Below are 3,955 nucleotides of genomic sequence, written 5' to 3'. Positions count from 1 at the left end.
CGTCAGCTGAAGCAAACGGCAAATGAACCTGTAATAGTCAAGTGACTCTGATTATGGTGGTTGTATGGCGGGGATATGACACACCCCCTTCCCCCTCTCCAGAGGGGAGTCAGGTACAACCAGTTGCTATAAACAAACACTCATATCTGATAATAATAGAACTAATTGCTTTATTCATTGGCTAATTAGTAAATTAGTTCATTATTGTTTGATGCCGCGAACGGTTTTGAAAGTCTTATCATTGCTTAGTTTGAAGAAATAAACACCTTGCGGGAGATTACCTGTCTCTATCCATTCTGCCGGATCGGTTAATTTCCGGATCAGTTTTCCGTCGGATGAATAAATTTCAAGGTTTTTGACTTGCTGGTAATTATTTATCTGTATCCGGTCTTTGAATATTGCAGGGGTGATATGGAAATCGGTTGTTTCCTGTATACTCTCCGTATTTACATTTGTTTCTGCTGTAGCTGTGGCTGCTCTGCTTTCTTTTGAATCGTATAGAGCAGAAACACTGTAGTCATGCTTGCCTCCGGTGACATTTTTATCTGTATATTGTAATGTGGAAGCGGCGACAGAAGCTAATAACATCTGGTCTTTGTATATGTTATATCCGGTAATAGCTGGGAAAGCCGGAATCTGTATATCACTGTTTGTTGCGGGAAGGGGAAGTGTCAGCTCACCTTCTTCGGAAGTGACGGTAGCAGACAGGATAAAATTAATATTGAATTCTTCATCCAGCAAATATTCCCATTCGTTTCCGTCAAAAGATACTAGATTTCCTTTTCCGTTAACGGCCGGACCGTTATCTACGAAAGCAGGATAAACCGAGCGTCCGTATTTTCTGGCATAGATGGAAATGATCAGATCCTGGTTGGCATCAATCGTATAAGGTGTTTTCAACTCTATTGTGTTGGACCGGTTGGCCGTCAGATTGGTTATTTCCTGTTGATAGGTCCGTTCTCCTTGTTTGATAAAGATGGCATAATTCACACTGTAGACAGGAATGAATTTTACGTTTACCAATTTCTTTTTATGTATGTTTATCAATTCTTTAGACTCCCATCTTTGACCGAAATAGAAAGGAGTGCCATGGTATCCGATTTGTGCGGCCGAATTTTGTGTACCCCAGCCGATCAACTGTGTATATACAGGTGCATTCCATTGAATAAGAACATTATTGGAAGAAATGGATTGGGCAGTAACACTTGTCGGTGACTTGTAATTGAACAGGCTCCCCTCCTCTCCGGTTTGCGACAAACCGGGAATTGTTGTAGCACCGGTGTTCAACGGATCGAGCCAGATATCCATGCGCCCGGTATCAGCCCGGCTATATTTATCCCAATGGAAAGAAAATTTGCCGTATAAGTTATTCCCGTTTGTCAGGCGGCAAGTAGAATTGCCGCCGGTCAATGTACCTACTATCTGCTTATTTTCATTGAAAAGCGGCGAACCGGAGGAACCGCCTTCCGTGATACTGTGTCCGTTGGTCGTTTTGTCGAAAATGACATTCCAATGGGCATCGGGAGCTCCGGCAGTGAATGTATTATCTATCCAGGTCGTTGTCTTTACCGGGTGATCACCGAAGGTCGATATTTTCATATAATCGCCGGAAGGATGATGAATATTCACTCCGGATGAGGCAGCTGTTTCACTTCTGTCCCAACCGTTGAAATAGACATTATATTCTGCCGGGATCTTGTCGTTCAGTAACAATAACAGTCCGTCGGAACCGTCCTCTATCGGAATACTTACAATCCGCCGGCAGCCGGTCATTGTTTTATGTCCGGCTATCGGCGAAGCGTTTTCGCATCCGGTATGTTCAAAATGGAAATAAAATACCCATTGGTTTAGATCTGTTTCCGAAGCAGTCGTTCCGTTATCGTAATCTTGTGTACAATGGAAAGCCGACAATATATAAGGTTTCATGTCTTTAGCCGTGTTGTTCACCAGTGAACCGGAACAGAGGTATCCGGCCTTCCCTATTTTCTCAACCATCATACAAACGCCGTTCTTTTCGTTTTGCCACTCCTCTCCTTCTTCGCAGTTGATATTGACCATGCAGGAACCGGAAGTTTCCGGGCCGGTACTCCGTAAATCAGTAGTCACATACAGATGATTGTATCCGTATCCTACCTGATTAATGGCTATACGGGCTTTTTCGTCCGAAACAGGCGGTTCGTATTCGAGAATGATATCATCGCCGGCCACAAATTCCGTAGCAAATGATTTTCCGTCCGGATTGGTTTGCGAAGTATAGGCTCCCAGTAAATGAGTCTTTTCTGCATTGTATATGAATAGTTTTCCGCCTTCCGGCAGGTAAAATGTTTCATAATATAACATTAAGGCAATCGCCCCTTTTGCCTGAAGGCGAAGCTGCCAGATTTTTTCTCCGCCGGGCAATACCCGCCATTCTCCGGCATTCTCCATATTCAAATCCGTATCTATCAATGCAGAAACAGCCAGAGGTGCTCCCTGGCTTACCCGCCATTCATCGACTGCTATCCTGTCTTCCACACTGAAATTTACCGGTATCTGAACAGCCGGTTGCCAGCTTTTCAACGGGTTTTGATAGTTGAAACTAACCGGTTTTCCTCCTTCGCTTATCTGCGATTTTGCTTTGCCGGGGCAAAACAGGAATAAACAGATGATACTTATATAAATGCAGTGATAAAACAGTCTGTAACGATTCATTATAATTTGATGTAGATACGTTTCTTATATAACCAATATCCCGGTATCCAGTTCAATACGACAAACAAAATAGCCCATGCCAACGAACCTCCGAAGTTTCCGAAGAGCGGGACCAGGACATCTGCATATACATACGGTGTCACTCCGCATTTATCGAGTACCACTGCAAATACATCTCCCTGTACATAGAGATATAACGGATTAATCCCGAAAGATTCGAAAAACAGCGACCATTTCTTTTTGCCGTTTATGTCGATGATCCAGATCAGCAACGCCAGAAACAGCGAGCCGAATCCGCAAGTGGTCAATACAAATGTACTGCTCCATAGTTTTTTATTGATCGGGCAGCCGTAACTTAGCAGGAATCCCAGGAACAGAATAATTGTTCCAAAGATAAACAAATTCCTGATAATTAATTCATTGTTCTTTTTACAGTCGAGAATCATTTTGCCCACATAGAAACCGAGCAATACATGCCCGATACTTCCCAGACAACTCAACAACCCTTCCGGATCAAAGGCGATGCGGGTTCCGTCTGCCAGATAATCATGGTACATATGCGTATTTCCGAACAGTGCACGATCGACTATTGCAATTATATTATCTTCCGACAACGTCTGGCTGCCGGTAGCGGCTAAAAGTATCCAGTAAAACAGCAGTATTCCGGCTGCTGTCTGTAAAATATATTTATGCTTAACGGATAATCCGATCAGTGAGCCGATCCCGTAAGCCAGTGCCAGCCGCTGCATAACTCCCAGGATACGCAGGTTTTCGAAATTGGAAAATCCGTTGTAGCAGAGATGTCCGAATAAATTCAAGGCAAATCCGACCAGGAAGATCAGCACGGTCCGTTTCAGTACTTTCGTAACGCTTTCTCCGGATAATTTGAAGTTGTATTTCCGCAATGAAAAGAACATGGAAACTCCCATAATAAACATAAAGAACGGGAATACCAGGTCGGTAGGAGTGAGGCCGTTCCATGATGCATGTCGTAGCGGAGCATATACATATCCCCAGCTTCCCGGATTGTTCACCATGATCATCCCTGCAATTGTAATACCTCTCATTACGTCCAGTGAGAGCAGTCTTCCTGATTGTGCCATAATTTTAGATTATTCGGTTATAAGACGCAAATGTAATTAAAAAGAACAGGATTATATCATATATATAATAAAACCTTAAGTACTAGTAAAATATAGCTTATGTTTTTGTATTTTTATAGGGGACTTTTTATTGGCTTATAATTATAAGCCGTTCGGTTGAT

General features: G+C 42.9%; 2 protein-coding genes. Both read right to left on the bottom strand.

What is annotated here, in order from left to right:
• Positions 1 to 201: 201 nt before the first annotated feature.
• On the bottom strand, positions 202 to 2,691 hold the full coding sequence (locus DXA15_RS24615; protein ID WP_128135795.1) for a T9SS type A sorting domain-containing protein: 2,490 nt from the start codon (positions 2,689 to 2,691) through the stop codon (positions 202 to 204).
• Positions 2,691 to 3,794, bottom strand: a complete 1,104-nt coding sequence (locus DXA15_RS24610; RefSeq protein ID WP_128135794.1) for an acyltransferase family protein — start codon at positions 3,792 to 3,794, stop codon at positions 2,691 to 2,693. The genes DXA15_RS24615 and DXA15_RS24610 overlap by 1 nt, the downstream gene beginning before the upstream one ends.
• Positions 3,795 to 3,955 lie beyond the last annotated feature (161 nt).

Source organism: Parabacteroides sp. AM58-2XD (genome assembly GCF_003463685.1).
Taxonomy (GTDB): domain Bacteria; phylum Bacteroidota; class Bacteroidia; order Bacteroidales; family Tannerellaceae; genus Parabacteroides; species Parabacteroides segnis.
The sequence above is the reverse complement of the archived record's forward strand: the minus strand, read 5'-3'. Positions and strand labels throughout refer to the sequence as shown.